Origin of the sequence: Acinetobacter seifertii (assembly GCF_016064815.1) — a bacterium.
Classification (GTDB): domain Bacteria; phylum Pseudomonadota; class Gammaproteobacteria; order Pseudomonadales; family Moraxellaceae; genus Acinetobacter; species Acinetobacter seifertii.
The window spans coordinates 3,443,024-3,461,044 of sequence record NZ_CP065820.1; the positions used below are offsets into that span (position 1 = coordinate 3,443,024).

Annotated in this window: 15 protein-coding genes and 1 pseudogene; 3 read left to right on the forward strand and 13 right to left on the reverse strand. The window is 39.7% G+C overall.

Translation table 11 applies throughout. The annotated features are described in order from the left end of the window. Positions 1 to 225 precede the first annotated feature (225 nt). Complete coding sequence (locus I8T81_RS15890; protein WP_198071628.1) at positions 226 to 1,854, forward strand: acyl-CoA synthetase; 1,629 nt, start codon at positions 226 to 228, stop codon at positions 1,852 to 1,854. 55 nt (positions 1,855 to 1,909) lie between these two features. Here I8T81_RS15890 and yjgA read toward each other — a convergent pair whose 3' ends face one another. The 9 genes and pseudogenes from yjgA to mazG all read right to left on the reverse strand — a co-directional run bounded on the left by yjgA (position 1,910) and on the right by mazG (position 8,547). Beyond that, the gene (gene yjgA / locus I8T81_RS15895) at positions 1,910 to 2,446 is read right to left on the reverse strand and encodes a ribosome biogenesis factor YjgA (protein ID WP_004698595.1); all 537 of its coding nucleotides are present in this window, start codon (positions 2,444 to 2,446) and stop codon (positions 1,910 to 1,912) included. A gap of 2 nt (positions 2,447 to 2,448) precedes the next feature. Continuing rightward, positions 2,449 to 2,718, reverse strand: a complete 270-nt coding sequence (locus I8T81_RS15900) for an HPr family phosphocarrier protein (RefSeq protein WP_019458135.1) — start codon at positions 2,716 to 2,718, stop codon at positions 2,449 to 2,451. Next, complete coding sequence (gene rapZ, locus I8T81_RS15905) at positions 2,715 to 3,566, reverse strand: RNase adapter RapZ (protein ID WP_019458134.1); 852 nt, start codon at positions 3,564 to 3,566, stop codon at positions 2,715 to 2,717. The genes I8T81_RS15900 and rapZ overlap by 4 nt, the downstream gene beginning before the upstream one ends. 22 nt (positions 3,567 to 3,588) lie before the next feature. Further along, the gene (gene panC, locus I8T81_RS15910) at positions 3,589 to 4,437 is read right to left on the reverse strand and encodes a pantoate--beta-alanine ligase (protein WP_004698600.1); all 849 of its coding nucleotides are present in this window, start codon (positions 4,435 to 4,437) and stop codon (positions 3,589 to 3,591) included. Between the two features lie 3 nt (positions 4,438 to 4,440). Then, a complete protein-coding gene (gene panB, locus I8T81_RS15915) occupies positions 4,441 to 5,250 on the reverse strand; it encodes a 3-methyl-2-oxobutanoate hydroxymethyltransferase (RefSeq protein WP_004698602.1) in 810 nt (269 codons plus the stop codon). A gap of 43 nt (positions 5,251 to 5,293) precedes the next feature. Then, positions 5,294 to 5,776, reverse strand: a complete 483-nt coding sequence (folK, locus tag I8T81_RS15920; RefSeq protein ID WP_198071629.1) for a 2-amino-4-hydroxy-6-hydroxymethyldihydropteridine diphosphokinase — start codon at positions 5,774 to 5,776, stop codon at positions 5,294 to 5,296. Then, positions 5,773 to 7,236, reverse strand: a complete 1,464-nt coding sequence (gene pcnB / locus I8T81_RS15925; RefSeq protein ID WP_068934874.1) for a polynucleotide adenylyltransferase PcnB — start codon at positions 7,234 to 7,236, stop codon at positions 5,773 to 5,775. The genes folK and pcnB overlap by 4 nt, the downstream gene beginning before the upstream one ends. Before the next feature lie 125 nt (positions 7,237 to 7,361). Then, positions 7,362 to 7,772: pseudogene (locus tag I8T81_RS15930) on the reverse strand (ComEA family DNA-binding protein). After that, complete coding sequence (gene mazG / locus I8T81_RS15935) at positions 7,741 to 8,547, reverse strand: nucleoside triphosphate pyrophosphohydrolase (RefSeq protein WP_198071630.1); 807 nt, start codon at positions 8,545 to 8,547, stop codon at positions 7,741 to 7,743. Before mazG ends, I8T81_RS15930 begins: the two are co-directional and overlap by 32 nt. A gap of 112 nt (positions 8,548 to 8,659) precedes the next feature. Here mazG and I8T81_RS15940 point away from each other — a divergent pair, with 112 nt between their 5' ends. Beyond that, positions 8,660 to 9,433, forward strand: coding sequence for an SDR family oxidoreductase (locus I8T81_RS15940; protein WP_198071631.1), 774 nt, complete (start codon positions 8,660 to 8,662; stop codon positions 9,431 to 9,433). A gap of 45 nt (positions 9,434 to 9,478) precedes the next feature. On the opposite strand, the gene I8T81_RS15945 is transcribed toward I8T81_RS15940, so the two are convergent. The 4 genes from I8T81_RS15945 to cysM are packed head-to-tail and all read right to left on the reverse strand — an operon-like array spanning position 9,479 to position 14,980. Then, a complete protein-coding gene (locus tag I8T81_RS15945; RefSeq protein ID WP_004698623.1) occupies positions 9,479 to 11,785 on the reverse strand; it encodes a RelA/SpoT family protein in 2,307 nt (768 codons plus the stop codon). 30 nt (positions 11,786 to 11,815) lie between these two features. Next, a complete protein-coding gene (gene rlmD / locus I8T81_RS15950; protein WP_198071632.1) occupies positions 11,816 to 13,207 on the reverse strand; it encodes a 23S rRNA (uracil(1939)-C(5))-methyltransferase RlmD in 1,392 nt (463 codons plus the stop codon). Positions 13,208 to 13,216: 9 nt separating this feature from the next. Further along, positions 13,217 to 14,035 carry a 3'-5' exonuclease gene (locus tag I8T81_RS15955; protein ID WP_039251128.1) on the reverse strand — a complete coding sequence of 273 codons (819 nt, stop codon included), beginning with the start codon at positions 14,033 to 14,035 and terminating at the stop codon, positions 13,217 to 13,219. Positions 14,036 to 14,047: 12 nt separating this feature from the next. Then, positions 14,048 to 14,980 (reverse strand): cysteine synthase CysM, encoded by a 933-nt coding sequence (gene cysM, locus I8T81_RS15960; RefSeq protein ID WP_068932614.1) that lies wholly within the window; start codon positions 14,978 to 14,980, stop codon positions 14,048 to 14,050. A gap of 172 nt (positions 14,981 to 15,152) precedes the next feature. On the opposite strand from cysM, the gene I8T81_RS15965 reads away from it, so the two are divergent. Continuing rightward, positions 15,153 to 17,960, forward strand: a complete 2,808-nt coding sequence (locus I8T81_RS15965) for a GacS-like sensor histidine kinase (protein WP_198071633.1) — start codon at positions 15,153 to 15,155, stop codon at positions 17,958 to 17,960. The last annotated feature ends 61 nt before the right edge of the window (positions 17,961 to 18,021 follow it).

Sequence of the window (18,021 nt, forward strand, 5' to 3'; positions counted from 1 at the left end):
TAAACAGCAATAAGTGACTTTCGTAAGTGTTTCTCATAAATTTTAGGAAATACATAAATAGGATAATTATTCATCAGAACTGATTTAAGATGATGGAAATAGCATTTGTGCTCATTTTCTGACTGAGGGGTATTTCTGTTTAAGACTAAAGCATTAATGCTTTGATTAATATTAAGTCATATTTTCAAAGAATGAATTAAAAAATAGAACATGGAGTTGTTTCACATGGTTAGTGCATACGATGAATTACCACGTACACAAGCAAACTTTGTTGCGTTATCCCCTTTGCGGTATTTAGAACGGGCAGCTTATATATATCCGGATCAGGCTTCGATTATTCATGGCAATCGCTATATTTCGTGGAAAGAAACTTATCAGCGTTGTCGGCAATTTGCCTCTCAGCTTCAACAATTAGGTATTACTAAAAATGATACTGTTTCTGTATTATTGCCCAATATACCCGCAATGATCGAAGCGCATTTTGCTGTACCTATGGCTGGTGCTGTTCTTAATACATTAAATACTCGTTTAGATGCTAAAACCATCGCCTTTATGCTAGAGCATGCTGAAACTAAAGTACTTTTAGTTGACCCAGAGTTTGTTAATTTAGCCAGAGAAGCTCTCTCACTGATTCCTAACCAACGTATTATTGTGATTGATGTGGCTGATGAAGAATATGAGGGTGAAAATCAATTTCTTGGTTCGTTTGAATATGAAGAATGGATTGCTCAAGGTGATGCTAATTTTGAATGGCATTTGCCGCAAGATGAGTGGGATGCGATTAGCTTAAATTACACCTCTGGGACAACAGGCAACCCTAAGGGAGTGGTTTATCACCACCGTGGGGCTTACTTAAATGCAGCGAGCAATATTCTAGCCTGTGGCATGAAACCTCGAGCCGTTTATTTATGGACGCTTCCTCTGTTCCATTGTAACGGCTGGTGCTTTGCATGGAGTATTGCAGCCAGTGGTGGAACCAATATTTGCTTACGCAAAGTTGACCCTGAACTGGCTATGCAGCTCATTGCAAAATATAAAGTTGATTATTTCTGCGGTGCTCCAATTGTGCTGTCCATGATTATTAACCTACCTAAAGAAAAACAGCCGAACTTAGAACATCATGTAGAAGTTATGGTTGCGGGAGCAGCACCTCCTGTCGCCGTGATTGAAGGTATGCGAAATATTGGAATTAATGTAAACCACGTTTATGGTTTAACAGAAACTTATGGACCATCCGCGCTTTGTGCCTCTCAAGCAGGATGGAGCGATCTTTCTATTACAGAACAAGCACAACTACATTCACGTCAGGGTGTGCCTTACCCGCTTCAGGACAGTATGCGAGTGCTAGACCCTGAAACGATGCAACCTGTACCAAATGACGGTGAAACCATGGGAGAAATTATGTTCCGTGGCAATATTGTGATGAAGGGATATTTAAAAAATCCAAAAGCAACTGAAGAGGCATTTGCAGGTGGTTGGTTCCACACTGGAGATTTAGCAGTTTGTCATCCAGATGGTTATGCAAAAATTACAGATCGTTCCAAAGATATTATTATTTCCGGTGGAGAGAATATTTCATCTTTAGAGGTAGAAGAGGTTTTATATAAGCATCCTGCAGTTTTAACAGCTGCTGTTGTGGCAAAACCCGATGAACGTTGGCAAGAAGTACCATGTGCATTTATTGAATTAAAAACGGGTGCTACAGCAACTCCGGAAGAAATTATTGCACACTGCCAAAAAGAGCTTGCTCGCTTTAAAGTTCCTAAGGATGTGGTCATTACCGAAATTCCAAAGACATCAACAGGCAAATTACAAAAATTTATCTTGCGTGAATGGGCAAAGGAGCGCGTTTAAATATTTTCAAATAAAAAAGCGACGTATTGAACGTCGCTTTTTTATTTGAAAGGTATTAGCCTTGATCTGACAATAAAGCAATTTGTTGCACGTAGTTAATAAACTTCTTTTTAGATGCTTCAAGATCTGCTTCTGCAACTTGCTGAGTTTTATCACGGTTAATTCTTAACACATGCTGACGCAAAGTATGACGCTCTGATGCATTATAAATTTTGCTAAACTCATTGATTGCAGGATCACCCTGTTCAATCATACGATCTACCCAACGCATAAGTTGAGCTTGCTTTTTCGCACCTTGTTGAGGTGTCAAATAAGACAAAATGACTGTCTCATCTTCATTACGCAAGAGTTTACCAACACGCTGAAACTGGCGACGGCGCGCTTCAAACGAACTAATATTCTGGACTTCTAAAAGAGCATCAATTAAACGCTCATCAACCGGAAGTTTTTGAATTTGTTTGATAGAAAGTTGTGCTAACTGCTCACCTAAAGCAGCCATACGTTGAACTGCTTTTTTCTGTTCGGTTTTACTTGCACGTCCTTCTAAAGAATCAAAATCTTCTTCAGTATAACGCTGGGGACGACGTGCCACGATTAATCTGCCTCATAAAATTTTGCGGCGAATAACGCCTGTACTTCGTTTAATGCCTGTTCTTCGTCAGCGCCATCAATGACCAAACGTAAAGTGGTCCCTTTACCTGCACCTAACATCAGTAACGACATAATATTCTTTGCATCTACCAAATGATCGCCCTTACCAATCTGAATTGACGAACGAAACTTCGTAGTGACCTCTATCAGTTTTCCTGATGCACGTGCATGTAAACCGAGTTTATTAATTACATCAACAGTTGTGTCTATCATGACCAGTGCTTCATTTCTCTGTGTAAGACCTGAACAGTCCATTCTGCCTCAAGTGCTTGTTTTAGTCTATCTACCATATAAACTGAACGATGCTGGCCGCCTGTGCAACCTATTGAAATCGTCATATAGTGACGATGCCCTTCAGCAAATGCAGGCAACCATTTTTTTAAGAAGTGGTGTATGTCCTCAAACATTTCATTTGCTTGCGGACTTGCTTCTAAAAATTGTCTTACTGGCTCATCTAAACCAGAAAAACGGCGTAATTCTAAATCCCAATGTGGATTTGGTAAATGCCGTACGTCAAAAACATAGTCAGCATCTAAAGGAATGCCATGTTTATAACCAAATGACTGCAATATAACAATCAGGTTATCCGACTGCCCTAATTTTGACAGCAAGATATGTTTTAAATCATGAACACTTTTATCTGTGGTATCAATATGAACAGTGGCACGGAACTGAATTGGAATCAGCAACTGCTTTTCTTCATGAATACACTGTAAAAGGCTTTTGAAACGGTTCGCCAGCGGATGCGGGCGACGTGAAGCACTAAATCGAGCAATTAAATCTTGATCTTGTGTCGTCAGGTAAATCACATCAACCGTACCATGCTTTTGTAGTTGCTCAAAAACATGATCGAACTCCTGCATATCTGCCCGTGTACTTCGGACATCTACACCTAAAGCGAGTTGTTCAAGATTATTTTCATGATCTAGCTTTGCCACAATTTCAGGCAGCAATGCCAAAGGTAAATTATCAATACAGTAATAGCCCAAATCTTCCAACACTTGAAGAGCTGAAGATTTTCCTGAACCAGACTGTCCTGTCACGATAAGTATACGCTTCATGGCATGGCTGTCCTTTTATGTATTATTGAGATGTAAAGGCAACTTGTAAATTATCAATTAAACGTGTCCCACCCAACTTAGCCGCAACAAACAACACAATATTACGATCAAATTGAGTAACAGGTAACAGATTTGACTGACGAGCTTCCACATAATCCACAACAAAACCATTGTCTGTCAACAACGTTTTTAAATCTGCCAAGACTTGTTGCAAATCCTTACCTTGATGTAATTGTTCTTCAGCTTGCTTTAGACCTTGATAGATGACTGGTGCCGTTTGACGCTGTTCAGGCGTCAAATAACCATTACGCGAACTCAATGCCAGACCATCTGCCGCACGAACAATAGGCACACCAATAACTTCTAACGGAATGTTTAAGTCTTGAACAAACTGGCGAATTACAGCTAACTGTTGATAATCTTTTTGACCAAAGAAAGCATAGTTTGGCTGCACAATATTAAAGAGTTTTGTGACAACCAGCGCTACACCGTCAAAATGTCCTGGACGTGAACTACCACACAAGTCATCCGTAATTTGACTAACACTAATGTTAGTTAAACGAGGCTGTGTACCATACATTTGCTCGACTGAAGGTGCGAAAACGATGTCACAGCCAACATCTGCAAGTAGACGGCTATCTTGCTCCAAAGTACGTGGATAGTTGTCAAAATCTTCACCCGGACCAAATTGGGTCGGATTCACAAAGATACTTACAACCACAACATCACATAACTTCTTTGCTTCACGAACAAGTGTGAGATGGCCTTCATGTAGATTTCCCATAGTTGGGACAAAACCAATGATTTTACGTGCAGCTCTAGCAGGATTTAAAGAAGCAGCTAAGCCTTGTATAGTGGTTTCTGTTTTCATGAATTACAGCTCAACATTGAAAGTATGTTCTTTGGCAGGGAACGACTGATCTTGTACAGCAGCATGAAAAGATTTAAAAGCATCTAAAATAGCTGTTTCACCAGACTGTTCTTTCATGAAGTTACGCACAAAACGTGCAACCTTGCCAAACGTCAAACCTAACATGTCTTGTACAACCAATACCTGACCGTCAGTCGCATTACCTGCCCCAATACCAATCACTGGAGTATTTGGGAACAGCTCAGCAATTTCTTGGCCTAGTTGCGCAGGAACGCATTCAAGCAATAGTACCGCCGCTCCAGCTTCAACCACAGCCGTACAGTCAGCAATCAGTTGATCCGCAGCTTCACGTGTTCTAGCTTGTAACTTATAACCACCAAACACATGCACAGATTGAGGTGTTAAACCTAAATGAACGCATACAGGTACACCATTACGCGTTAACACTTGTACCGTTTCACTTAGCCATGCACCGCCTTCGATTTTGATCATCTGGGCACCAGCTTGCATAACTGTTTTCGCATTCTGCAAAGCATCGTTTAAAGTGGCATAACTCATAAATGGTAAATCAGTCATAATCAATGCATGCTGGTTACCACGGCGCACCGCCGCCGTATGATAAGCCATGTCTTCAACAGTTACAGGTAACGTTGAATCACGACCTTGAATTGCCATTCCAAGAGAATCACCAATTAAGATAGTATCAATTTCAGCAAGTTCCATTGCTTTTGCCATACTTGCATCGTAACAAGTTAGACAAGAGAACTTACGTCCTTCGGCTTTAAATTTTCTTAAGTCACTAAGACTAATCATGATGGTATCCTCTACAGGAGTTTGCAGAACGTATAAGTCAGGCTTAAGCCCAAGACTCATCAGCAAGTACAGTCAGCGTCGGCTGCTGTAAGAGTTCTAAATTTTTAAGTGGCTGATCATTAATATGTAAATCAGCATCTAAATCTAATAAAGGAATCACAACAAAATCTCTTTGCAGTATTCCTACGTGCGGCACAGTTAAGCGCTCATTTTGTATTTTTTCATTGCCATAAATCAGTAGATCAAGATCTAAAGTTCGTTCACCCCAATGGCGTAGTCTCACACGCCCAGCTTCCTGTTCAAAGCGCTGGAGCTGGTCAAGTAAGTCAAGCGGAAGTATCTCGGTTTTTAGCTGAACAACTGCATTTAGATAGTTCGGTTGATCTTGAGGACCCATGGGTGGGCTTTGATACAGTTTGGAGACCTTCACTTCACCAATAGATTTAAGCTTAGCTATTGCTTCAGACAAAATCTGGCGTGAGTCACCGAGGTTACTTCCTAAGCCAATATATGTGGTTACTGTCATTGTGTAGGCCCAAAAATAACTTGGCTCAAATCACGTTGTACCCGCTTGCGCTTTAAAATGGGGTGATCACTCGTCATGTTAGCTTGTGATGCAGAAGATTTTTCCATAAAGCGATCAACAGACTGCTCTTGTCGTGAGCGTTCTTTCTTACCACGACGGCTTCGAGGTTCTGGAACGTCTACCAAAGGCTCAATTTCTACATCAACTCTATTGCTTTCAATCGGTTCAGCAGCAACCTTACGACGACTTTTCGCTTTTTGACGATTATATTGGCTAATCGCAGCTTCTTTTTCGTCATTTGACATTTCTTGGTAAGCATCCCACCAACTCCCCATTCCTTGCGTTGTGTCATCACCTGACTTTTCACGGAGTAATAAGAAGTCAAAACCTGCACGGAAACGCGCATGGCTTGCCAATGCTTCAATTTGCTGTGGCTTTGGATTAAGCAATCGGGTTTGCATTTCCCAAACTTCACGAATAAAAGTTTCAGCAAAACGAGGAATGACTGTACGTGTGGCTTGACGTTTTAAAACATCTAAACCGGCCTGCGCACGAGCTTCTGCTGGAACCACACCTTTTGTTAAATAAAAATCACAGCGTTCTAAAAATGGCTGCCACAATAAAACCGCATAGAAAAATGCTGGGTTAATGGTTTTACCAATTTGAATACGTTGATCTGTATTTTTTGCAGCGCGTTGAATAAATGGCGTCAGATCTGGACGAATATCAGCAAAAAGCTGCTTCCACACGCCAAATTCAATTAGCATTGGTAATACACGTGCCAAATGACCCATTGTGAAAAGCTTCTGAGACTCATCGTATAAACGGTGCGGAGAAACATCACGCAGCAATTGTGTCATCTCAACATCAAAAATATCGAGAATATTTGAATCAATCTTGAAATTTAGCTTCGCTGCAAAACGTAATGTCCGTAGCATACGCACCGGATCTTCTTCAAAACGTTGTGCAGGATCACCCAATAAACGTAAAGTCTTATTTTTGACATCATCAATTGCTTTACAAAAATCGAGCACAATACCCTTACGTGGTTGGTAGTAAAGCGTATTGATAGAAAAATCGCGTCGAGCAAAGTCCTGCTCTATTGTTCCCCAGTTATTGTCACGCAAAATCATGCCAGAAGCGTTGGTGACTGCTTTTTTAGGAGGGGCACGGAAAGTCGCAACTTCAATTAGCTCACGCCCTGAATAGACATGTGCCAATTCAAATCGACGGCCAATAATTCGGCATCGACGACCAAAAACTTCTTTAATTTGAGAAGGTGTTGCATTGGTGACTGCATCGAAATCTTTAGGATTGAGTCCTAGCATTAAATCACGGACACCACCCCCAACAATATAAGCCTCATAGCCTGCTTTGTTCAGACTATCGATCACATCTAAAATCGAAGAAGGAAGTTGGGCTGTGGACAAACCACATTTTGACGCTCGCAAGGTTTGCAAAAGACGCTGTCTCCTACGTCAGGACGTAAATAACAAGTTGTCGCTAATCATAGCTCTAACACACACAAAGGGCAATTTGATTCTCTTTAGATTGCGCAGGAAATGATAATTGACGAACAGAACTTTTATAAGGCTAAACGCGATTTATTTTTTTCAAAAATAGCAGGCCCGATTCCTTTGACATTTTTAATTTCGTCAATATTTTTAAAACTTCCGTTCTTCTGTCTATATTCTACAATCGCTTGCGCCTTTTTCTCACCTACGCCTTTTAACTACTGAAACTCATTTACAGTGGCCTGATTCAAGTGAATTTGCCCTGTAGAGTCATTAGAACTCTTAGTATGAGAATTTTTAGAACCATATGAATGAGAAGGCTTAGAGACGTTTAACTTTTGGTCATACATCTGCTGTTTAGCCTTCCATTCCTGAAAGTTTTGATCAAAAGATTGAGCAAAAACCGAAGGTGAAATCATACCTAAGCACAACATCATTAAAATAAAACAATTATTTTTCCAAATTCTCATGCTGTATCGCATGTCGTTTTTCCCCTGTTTGTAATTGTCGTTTTGCTTGGTTCCACAATTCATCCATCTCGGACAAAGTCATGTCTTCTAATGTTCTTTGCTGTTTTATGGCTTGCTCTTCAATAAAAGCAAAACGACTTCTAAATTTATGTATGGTTGATAAAAGTGAAGTTTCACTTGAAATGTTAAGTTTACGTCCTACATTGACTAATGAAAACAGACAATCTCCAAATTCGTCTTGAATTTCATCAATATTTTGACTTTTGAGCGCCTCTTTGAACTCACCGAGTTCTTCTTCTAGTTTTGCATAAGCATCTTCTACTGTTTCGAAATCGAAACCGACTTTTGCAACATTTTTTTGAATTTCCTGTGCTTGAGACAGTGCAGGACCATGTTTAATTTCATCTAATCTTGATTGCGGCTTGCCTTGCTTTTCTTGTTGTTTAATTTGTTTCCATAGCTCACTGACTTGTTCGGGTGTTAAGTTATTAAATTGATCAGCTTGAAACACATGTGGATGACGTCTTATTAATTTTTCACTAATTGCCTTAACTACATCTTGAAAATTGAACGCCCCTTGCTCACTAAACATTTGTGATTGAAATACAACTTGTAGTAGCAAATCACCCAACTCATTTCGAATCTCATCAATATCGCCCTGACGAATGGCAGCTTCGACTTCATATGCTTCTTCAATCGCATATTTAGTTAGTGACATTGGGGTTTGTTTTTGATCCCACGGACATTTTTCACGTAGCTCTTGCATAATTTTAAGCAATTTATCCATGGTAACCCTCAAGTTTAAAAAGTCGGTCAGTAAATTTACAATTCTAATTTGCTAGGATCAAAATTAAAGCGGCAAATCATTCGTCATATTGTAACGATAAAGAGAAAAAAAGATGAAACATAGCATTCTGATTAGTGGCGCAGCTCAAGGTATTGGAGCAGAAATTGCACGAGTATTTTACAAACAAGGGTATAAAGTAGGTATTTATGATATTAACGAATCACTTGCTCAAAGCTTAGCAACAGAGTTAGGTCCCAATGCATGCGCTGGCTATTTAGATGTTAGTAATTACAGCCAGTGGCAACTTATATTAAAAGAATTTACCGACTGGGCTGGCGAGCTTAATATTTTGGTGAATAACGCAGGAATTTTATATTCTGGGGCCTTTGAACACATCGATATCAATTCACACCAAAGAACAATCAATATTAATGTAAACGGTGTAATTAACGGTTGCCATGCTGCACTGCCCTATTTAAAGCAAGCTTCTTTTGCACGAGTCATCAACCTCTCATCAGCTTCTGCAATTTACGGACAAGCTGACCTTATTTCTTATTCGGCCAGTAAATTTGCAGTTAGAGGAATTACCGAAGGTTTAGATGTGGAATGGAAAAAATATGGTATTCGTGTTTTAGATGTGATGCCGTTATTTGTACAAACTGCGATGGTCAATAATATGGATGCTGGCAGTATTCAGAACATGGGGGTCGATTTAACGCCTAATGATATCGCTCAACAGGTGCTTTCACTTGTCGAGAAAAAAGCTCATTTCTGGACACCTACGCACACGCCAGTTGGTATAAAAACCAAATTGCTTTATCAACTCTCAACCATAAGCCCACAGTTTTTAAATCGGTTAACTAATATTTACTTATCAAGAAAGTAGCTGATAAAAAAGGCCGTCAATTGACGGCCTTTTTACTTCGTTTATTTAAACACCTTGAATCATGCGTCGTGCGCTGATAATCCCCGGTTGCTGCTCTAAACGAGCCAACAAACGTGAAAGCTGAGCCAAACCTTTCACCTCAATGAGCAACTTCATATTGGCAATACCATCAGCCTCAGAAATTGTATTTACCTGACGGATATTAATTTGGTCAGAGAAAATCACTTGAGTTAAGTCTTTGAGCAAACCACGACGATCATAAGCTTCAACTACAATTTGAACACTTTGACCACGAGTTGGCTGCATTTCCCAATCCGCTTCAACAGCACGCTCTGGCTCTTGCTTGATCATACGTTGATAATCAGAACACAAGACTTTGTGAATACTTACACCACGGTTCAATGTGATATAGCCAGCAATTGATTCACCATGGACTGGTTGGCAACACTGTGCAATATGTAGCTCTACGTTGTCTAAACCATCAATTAAAATACCATGTGCAGACAAAGTATGGCTGGCACGTGGGTTTAATGTTGGCTTAAGTACCAGTTCAGGCTCATCCTGATCAAGATGCATTTGACGATTAATCTGGTTAATCAAGGCATGTAGGCTTATATCGCCGCTAACAAGATTAACCAAAATATCATCGCCTGTTTTCACATTAAAATGTGATGAGTAGTCGTTGAGATCGATACTCTTCGGGTGAATCGCCAATCGAGACAATTCTTTGTTCAGTAACTCACGACCAACTTCAAGGTTCTTGCTACGATCTTGCTGCCTGAACCAGTGACGTAGCTTGTCACGTGCACGAGATGTCTTGATATAACCTAGAGAGTTCACCAACCAGTCACGGTTTGGTTCACGGTCTTTCTTGGTTAAAATCTCAACCTGCTCACCTGTTTTTAGCGTATAGGTTAATGGCACGTAGCGCTGGTTAACACGCGCTGCATAACATTTATTCCCTACTTCTGTATGTACATGATAAGCAAAGTCTAAAACAGTTGAACCACGTGGTAATTCTTTAATATCACCATCACGACTAAAGACATAAATCTTTTCAAAACCTTCAAAGTCTTGAAGTTGATCAAAGCCTTCTGTCTCGTCTTCGTTTTGATGTACTGTGGTTTCATTACGTTCTTGGTAATGTTCCAAAACAGCACGAAGCGAATGTAAACGATGGTTAAAAGAATGGTCGGTATTCTTTGAACCTTCTTTATAGTTAAAGTGCGAACATACACCTAATTCTGCTTCATCATGCATCTCATGAGTACGGATTTGTACTTCTAAAGATTTATTTTCAGCAATTACAGCAGTATGTAATGAGCGATAACCATTTGCTTTCGGGTTGGTAATATAGTCATCAAACTGGTGTGGAATATGACGCCAAATTTGATGAACAATACCTAATGAGTGATAACACTCAGGTACGCTATTCACCAGCACACGTAAGGCACGAATATCATAAAGCTGATCGAAACTCAGGTTTTTACTTTTCATTTTTCGATAAATCGAATAAATGTGCTTTGCTCGACCTGTAATTTCAGCTTCAATACCGTAAGACGCCAACTCATTCTTTAAGCGATCAATCACGAACTGAATATAATGTTCACGTTCTAAACGTTTTTCATTGAGTAAAGAAGCAATCTCTTTATAACGGTCTGGTGCCAAATAGCGGAAAGCTAAATCTTCGAGTTCCCACTTAAGCTGTGCAATACCTAAACGGTGCGCTAATGGAGAATAAATAGTTAGAATTTCACGTGCGACACGCTCTTGACGCTCACGTGATGAGTTTGCAAGCTCTCGTAAAGAATAAGTACGCTCGGCTAACTTAATTAAAACAACACGTACATCTTCGGTCACAGAAATCAGCATTTTATAAATGCCGCTTAAATGTTCCCGCTGGTTATTATTAAAATGGTCTTCTAATCGTTTATTTTTTTCAATGAGCTCTGAAAGCTTACCCATTGCCAAAGTGCCTTTGACAAGGTTATAGACTTGCTCACCAAATTTGCGCCTCACTTCTTCTATATCAGTAATGTCCTCACGAACACTACGATAAAGCATCGCAGCAGATAAAGTATCTTCATCTACATGTAAATGCGCCAGAATATCAGCCATTCCAACACCAGTAGCAAATGTATTGGAACGATGATTAACCGTTGAATCTAACTCTTTTTGCAGGGTTAAATGCGCAACCTCTTCGAGTTGTTTAAGCTCTGCCCCATCTAATATTTCACGAACCCGATCCAACCATGAGGCTAAACCGACTTGTGTTTCGGCGGCATGCTCTACAGTCGTTTCCTCTGACAACTCAGTTAGTTGTTCAGGTAACTGTTCACGTACTGTGACCATACCATTCTCCTAGATATGTAACTCATGTTTTTAATCGTTTATCTCTTGAATTTTTTCAAATAAAGCAATTGATTCAACATGTTCTGTATGCGTAAACATGTCCATAACCGCTGCTTTTTTTAACTGGTACCCATGTTGAACCAAAACACCGGCATCCCTTGCTAGTGTTGCTGGATTACATGATACATAAACGATTCTTTTTGCTCCAAAGTTTGGTACATACTGCATAATTTCATATGCACCGGCACGAGGAGGATCAATCAATAATGCATCAAATCCTTGATTTGCCCAAGAATGATGCGAAAAATCTTTTGTTAAATCTTGTGAAAAGAAGGTTGCTTGCACCAAATTATTGCATTTTGCATTGTCTGCTGCCCGCTGCACCATTTCTTCACTAGCTTCCACACCAACAACCTGACCATTTGCACCAACACATCGTGCAAGTGGAAGCGAAAAATTACCTAATCCACAAAACAGATCGAGTACCCTTTCACCGTCTTGTAATTGAAGCAATTCACATGCCAATTGTACCATTTGTTCATTTACTGTCGCATTGACCTGCGTAAAATCCAATGGCGAAAAAGCAAAATTTACCTCAAATGCATTTAAAGCATAATGTAAGCGCATAGCACCTTGCTCTTCATCAATACGACGAAGACTTTCAGGGCCTTTGGGTTGTAAATACAATTGCCAGCCTTTGTGTAACGCAAATTGTCTTAATTGGTTGACATCAGAATTATTTAATTTTTCTACATGACGAACCAATAAAGACGTTTCATCATCACCTTTTGCTAATTCTACATGACCAATATGTGCTTTGCCCTTTAGACTTTGGAGTAAATTACGCAACTCTGGCAGACTATCTGATAACTTTTTATCCAAAACACTACAAGTATGGATAGAAGTTAAGCGATTACTATGATGCTCACGAAACCCTAGAATCAAACGGTCTGGTTTTGGCAAATATCGCACACCAATACGAGCACGACGGCGATAATCACTTTGCAAAGAACGAATTGGTTCCAACCACTGTTCAGGTTGAATACCTGCAAAATGCTGTAAATGTGATTGAAGAACATTTTGCTTTAAGCGAATTTGCTCATCTGGATGAATGTGCTGCATGCTACAACCACCACAAATACCATAATGAGGACAAACTGCCTCTACACGATTTGGTGAAGGTTCAGCTAAAAGCTCAATCATTTCAGCTTCTTCAAGACGTTTAGCTTCATGCGTGATTTGAGCCTTTACCATTTCTCCAGGCAACGCATAACGAATAAACACTTTTTTACCATGCTTATCTGCCGGATGATCTGGATGAGAACCATAGTGCGCAATTCCTCGCCCCTCATGAGAAAGAGTTTCAACCTGAAAAATATATTCTGGTAGTTGAGCTTTGCGAGATTTGGCTTGCTGTTTCAAAGAATGAACCTAAAAATCTAAAGGATTAAAATAGTGGGACGTAAATTCGGTGTATTTCGAAGTACGTTGCCACACTTCAAGAAAATCGGCCTGCTGAGGCATAGTTTGTAAATATTCAATACTCGAACTAATCCAGTGATTATGTTCATCTGCATTTAATTGGCCTTTTAGTACTAACCAACGCAAATAAATGAACCATGTATTGAGTACATCACCTTCACAATAACTGGTTAATTTTAACCACTGTTGATTACGAACATATTCAGGAACATGATAACCCGATTCACCACGCTTACCTGGCAAACCTAAAATACAGGCGATATCGTCAAGCTTTTGGAAATTACGACCATTAAACATTGCCATAACATCCATTAAATCAATATGACGATGGTGATAACGGTTTTGGTAATTATTAAAACGTTTTTGACTATCAAGCTCACCTTGATCAAACAAGCCCGGCGCAGAAAGACCATGATACATGGCACGGAATAAAATAACTGGCAAATCAAATTGTGAACCATTCCAACTTACTAAAGTCGGGTGGCGCTTATCAAAAATAGATAAAAACTTCTGTAAAATTTCAGCTTCTGAATAGTGCTCTCGACTAAATGAAAATAATCGAAAGCCCGATTCATCAATCCATAGTCCAGAAATACAAACAATTTCGTGCAATGGTAAACGCTGAAAATCCATGCCTGATTCTTGACGGCGGATTTTGGTGAGTGCCTGTTCGACATCTGCCTCTGGCAAATCAAGATGATATAAATGCGCTCCCGCTTTTAAATCAGTTAAAGTTTCAATGTCAAAAACTAAAGTTGGGAAACGCATTCTTTCTCTCAATTATGAGTTATCGTCCTGTACTGAAAACAAACCTGTAGATAAGTAGCGGTCGCCACGGTCACAGATAATGCAAACAATAACAGCATCCGGATTTTCTTCTGCAATCTTAATTGATGCCCAAACCGCACCACCTGAAGATGTACCAGCACTAATACCTTCCATACGTGCCAATTTACGCATGGTTTTTTCAGCTTCAATTTGAGGAATATCAATAATTCGGTCTACACGACTGCTATCAAAAATCGTGGGTAAATATTCTTTTGGCCAACGACGAATACCCGCAATGCTTGATCCGTCTGATGGTTGCAAACCCACAATCTGAATGTCTGGATTTTGTTCTTTTAAATACTTAGAAACACCCATAATGGTACCTGTTGTACCCATTGAGCTTACAAAGTGAGTAATTTTACCACCAGTTTGTTTCCAGATTTCAGGGCCTGTCGTAAGGTAATGAGCCTCGACATTATCAGGATTACCAAACTGATTTAGAACATGACCTTTGCCGTCTTTTTCCATTTGCAAAGCTAAATCACGTGCGCCTTCCATACCTTGTTGGGGAGTCACTTCAATTAGTTCTGCACCATAAGCCAACATCGCATCTTTGCGTTCTTGGCTCATGTTATTTGGCATAATAAGTTTCATTTTATAGCCACGCATTGCCGCAACCATAGCCAGCGCAATACCTGTATTACCGCTAGTTGCCTCAATTAACGTATCGCCCGGTTTAATTTGACCACGCTTTTCTGCCTGCATAATCATGTTGTAGGCGGGACGATCTTTTACAGAACCTGCTGGATTATTACCTTCCAATTTTGCTAAAACCGTTGCTTGCGTATGACAAGCCAAGCGCTGCAAACGGACTAGAGGTGTTTTACCTACATAGTGATCTAACAAAAATTCGTCGGCTAAAAAATCAGGTTGTGTATTACTCATGATCAACACCTAAATCGGGGTGGCACTATTGTATGAAAAAATGATCGGTACTGCACCCATTTCACTATGCTTTTTAATGAAAGTGATTAAAGCCCAGTCAGTTATAAAATGCCGTCTGTTTTAAAATAAAGCGTGATAATATGCCCTACAGAGAGATCAATCCGATGTAGCCATGTCTAATTTCAATAAAACCTTATCGAAACGCTTACGTCTGAATCATGCATATGGGCAATTGATTGCTCTTATTTTTGTGCCCATGATGATTTTAACCGGTGTTGGTGCTTTTCTGGTTTTAACTGAAACCTCTCACTCTGCAAAACAACAGCAACTGCATCACGCTTCGGCTATTTTGGCTCGTTATAATGAAATCGCCAAAAACCTCTACACATTGGTAGAGCTAAAACCTGATGAATATGATCATGCACAAAATATTATGCAAAGCATGTTCAGTGAAAAAGATTTAAAGCGTGCTGCTTTAATTGATAGTAATGGTCAAACATACTTAAGTGTGGGTTATCGAGATAATCGTTACTGGCCCAACTTTACCCAAAGCAGTAGTTTCTTCGGCCCTATTTCTTACAACCATAACAATATCTATGGTATTCGAGTCACTAATACCACAGGAAAAACTCCTGTTTGGCTCGTGATTGAAATGGACAATCAGCCATTAGAGCTAGCACGCTATCGTATTCTGATCGCTTTAGTTATTACCAGCCTAATGACGCTACTGTTGCTTTTGCTCTGCCTAAATTTCTTCTCTCGCCGCTGGGTTGCACCGATGTACGAAATTCGAATGCAATTACAACGACTTAATGCAGACACTTTAGATCAGCACATGATCATTAACAGTACAGGCGAATTACGATTACTCCAACGTGATATTGCAAACGTAGTAAAACGCCTACATTTTAGTTTTTTAGAGCTTAAAGAACATACAGAACAAACCGAAGAAGACTTACGCAGAACATTAGACACTTTAGAAGTTCAAAACATTACTTACCGTCAGGCACGTGACCAAGCCATTTCATCAAATCAGGCAAAATCCGTTTTCCTTGCCAATATTAGTCATGAGCTTCGTACACCGCTTAACAGTATTGATGGCTTTATTCATTTATTACTTCGCCAACAAAACCTGAGTAACGAACAAAATCTCTATCTACAAACTATTCGAAAATCTTCTGCCCACTTATTAGCATTAATTAATGATGTATTAGATTTCTCAAAAATTGATGCAGGTAAACTAGAACTTGAAACAGCACCGTTTGATTTAGAAGAAGCTATTTTCGATGTCATGGACATGTTGTCACCTTTGGCTGCCCAAAAGCATATTGCCATGGCATTTTATTATGCAGACAACATTCCTCAAGAAGTCATTGGGGATGCTTTACGCTTTAAACAAATTTTGACCAACCTAATTTCAAATGCAATCAAGTTCACCCCAGATGGCGAAATTATTGTTCGTGTCCGTATGGAACATGACGACATTGGTCAATGCTTACTTCATTTTAGCGTTCAAGATAGTGGTATTGGTTTAAGCGGCACAGACCGTAAAAAATTATTTGAGTCGTTTTCGCAAGGCGATGCCTCTGTTACACGTCAATTTGGTGGTACAGGCTTAGGTCTCGCGATCTCCAAACAACTGGTTCACCTCATGCATGGTCAAATTGGTTTTGAAGATAACCAAGAGCGTGCGCCAACAGAAAAAGGTTCAACATTTTGGTTTACTGCACAGTTTGCTGTAGATGAAGAACATGAGATAGAACATCCTCACTTTGAACATTTACAAGTCGTGTCTTATTTAGCACATCCAGCAACGGCAAGTGTTTTACGTTACTATCTTGAAAATTATCAAGTTCCACATATCGAAACTCAATCGATTTTGGACTTATTTAGCCGCTTAAAACACCTCGACCAGAAAGACAATACATGGCTTGTTGTTGATCATAGCGGTGACACAGAAGCTCTACTTAAAGAAATTCGTAGCCGTTATCAAGGTAACCTAGCAGTTTATGGCTACCAAATGACACTTGAGCCAAACATGCTCACCGAATATCGTGCTCGCCCTCTTTATCAACCGTTAAGCCGTAGTGGACTCATTCAATTATTAAGTGACCAACCTATTTTTGAAGAAGAACAACAAGACTTTAATGGTCAGGGATTACATATTTTAGCGGTCGATGACCATTTACCGAACTTAATTGTTTTAGAAGCATTGTTAGGTGAGTTAAATGTTAAAACCACTAAAGCCTTAAGTGGACAAGAAGCGCTGAATATCATTCAAGAACGCATTGATCAAAAGCTCAAACCGTTTGATTTGGTGTTTATGGACATTCAAATGCCGGTTATGTCAGGCATTGATACTACTCGCGCGATCCGCTCTTTAGAATCAACGCTAGATGGAGAAATGCAGCTTCCAATTATTGCATTAACAGCTCACGCGCTTGCTGATGAAAAACAAAAGCTTCTGAAAGTTGGTATGAATGACTATGTCACCAAGCCAATTCAAATGGAGCAGATCATTCAGATTTTAACGCAATGGACCAAAAACAATTTCGCTGCACAAGCCTTAGATAAAGATCATCATGTTGTTGCTGAGGCACTAGACCCAGATATATTAAACTGGCAGCAAAGTCTGCAATTGGCAGCAAACAAAGAAGACCTTGCCCAAGACTTACTTAAAATGTTGGTGGACAGTTTCCCAACCGAGCTAGATGAAATGCAGCAGCTCATTGAACTTGAAGACTTCCCTCAACTTGAGCATGTATTACACCGCCTCTATGGTGCAACTCGCTATGTTGGCACACCAAAACTTCAACAAGTTACTGGTGACTTTGAACAGTTTGTTTCTAAGTTACGCAAAGAGCGCCGTAGAGCTGACGATGGATTTATTGAAGAAGTTACACAGCGCTTCAATGAATTAGGACTTGTGATTAAAGAAGTAGAGAGTGCAGCTCACCAAATTTTAGTTATACCAGACTAAAAAGAACCTGTAAAAAAGGCATGACTGACCTGTCATGTTTCCAATTTACAGCCATGTTATG

What these genes read in the sequence shown, in the direction of transcription:
- I8T81_RS15890 (WP_198071628.1), top strand. Translation starts at nt 226, where the DNA reads ATGGTTAGTGCATACGATGAATTACCACGTACACAAGCAAACTTTGTT.
- I8T81_RS15900 (WP_019458135.1), bottom strand. Translation starts at nt 2,718, where the DNA reads ATGATAGACACAACTGTTGATGTAATTAATAAACTCGGTTTACATGCA.
- rapZ (WP_019458134.1), bottom strand. Translation starts at nt 3,566, where the DNA reads ATGAAGCGTATACTTATCGTGACAGGACAGTCTGGTTCAGGAAAATCT.
- panC (WP_004698600.1), bottom strand. Translation starts at nt 4,437, where the DNA reads ATGAAAACAGAAACCACTATACAAGGCTTAGCTGCTTCTTTAAATCCT.
- panB (WP_004698602.1), bottom strand. Translation starts at nt 5,250, where the DNA reads ATGATTAGTCTTAGTGACTTAAGAAAATTTAAAGCCGAAGGACGTAAG.
- folK (WP_198071629.1), bottom strand. Translation starts at nt 5,776, where the DNA reads ATGACAGTAACCACATATATTGGCTTAGGAAGTAACCTCGGTGACTCA.
- mazG (WP_198071630.1), bottom strand. Translation starts at nt 8,547, where the DNA reads ATGGATAAATTGCTTAAAATTATGCAAGAGCTACGTGAAAAATGTCCG.
- I8T81_RS15940 (WP_198071631.1), top strand. Translation starts at nt 8,660, where the DNA reads ATGAAACATAGCATTCTGATTAGTGGCGCAGCTCAAGGTATTGGAGCA.
- I8T81_RS15945 (WP_004698623.1), bottom strand. Translation starts at nt 11,785, where the DNA reads ATGGTCACAGTACGTGAACAGTTACCTGAACAACTAACTGAGTTGTCA.
- I8T81_RS15955 (WP_039251128.1), bottom strand. Translation starts at nt 14,035, where the DNA reads ATGCGTTTCCCAACTTTAGTTTTTGACATTGAAACTTTAACTGATTTA.
- cysM (WP_068932614.1), bottom strand. Translation starts at nt 14,980, where the DNA reads ATGAGTAATACACAACCTGATTTTTTAGCCGACGAATTTTTGTTAGAT.
- I8T81_RS15965 (WP_198071633.1), top strand. Translation starts at nt 15,153, where the DNA reads ATGTCTAATTTCAATAAAACCTTATCGAAACGCTTACGTCTGAATCAT.